Origin of the sequence: Mycobacterium sp. E2699 (assembly GCF_001666745.1) — a bacterium.
Classification (GTDB): domain Bacteria; phylum Actinomycetota; class Actinomycetes; order Mycobacteriales; family Mycobacteriaceae; genus Mycobacterium.
This window is the reverse complement of sequence record NZ_LZJH01000118.1, coordinates 1-809: the sequence shown is the minus strand read 5'-3', so window position 1 is coordinate 809 and position 809 is coordinate 1. Positions and strand designations below refer to the sequence as shown.

Annotated in this window: 1 pseudogene; it reads left to right on the top strand. The window is 67.4% G+C overall.

Annotated elements, in window-relative coordinates:
- Positions 1–809: pseudogene (locus A5696_RS20800) on the top strand (magnesium-translocating P-type ATPase); the annotation flags it as partial.

Genomic DNA, 809 nt, shown 5'->3' with positions numbered 1-809 from the left:
ATCCTGCTGGCCGGCACCGCGATCGTCTCCTACTTTCTCGGCGACAGCATGCAGGCGATCATCATCGGCGTGATCCTGGCGGCCAGCATCGGCTTGGGGTTCGTCAACGAGTATCGGGCCGAGCGGGCCGCCGCCGACCTGCACGCGGCCGTGCACCACAACGCCGTGGTGCGCCGCGACTCGAAGTTCGTCACGATCGGCGTCACCGACCTGGTGCCCGGTGACGTGGTCCGCCTGTCGCTGGGCGAGGCCGTGCCCGCCGACGTCCGGCTGATCGACGTCACCGGCCTGGAATGCGACGAGAGCATCCTGACCGGCGAGTCGACGGGCTCGGAGAAATCGCCGCAGCCTGTGCCGGCCGGCGCCGAGCTGGCCGAATCGACCGACCTCGCTTTCATGGGCACCATCGTGAGCGCCGGGGAGGGCACCGGGGTGGTGTACGCCACCGGCAGGGATGCCGAATTCGGCCGCATCGCAGCGGGTTTGGACAAGCGCCAACCCGAGACCGATTTCCAGGTGGGGCTGCGCCGGTTCTCCTACCTGCTGCTGCAGGTCGCGATCGCGCTGATGGTGGTCATCCTGGTCAGCAACCTGCTGCTGCACAAGCCGATCATCGATTCGGTGCTGTTCTCGCTGGCGATCGCGGTCGGCATCACGCCGCAGCTGCTGCCCGCCGTGGTGAGCACCAGCCTGGCGACGGGATCGCGACAGCTGGCCAAGGCCAAGGTGCTCGTCAAACGCCTGGTGTGCATCGAAGACTTCGGCGACATCGACATCCTGATCACCGACAAGACCGGCACCCTGACCGA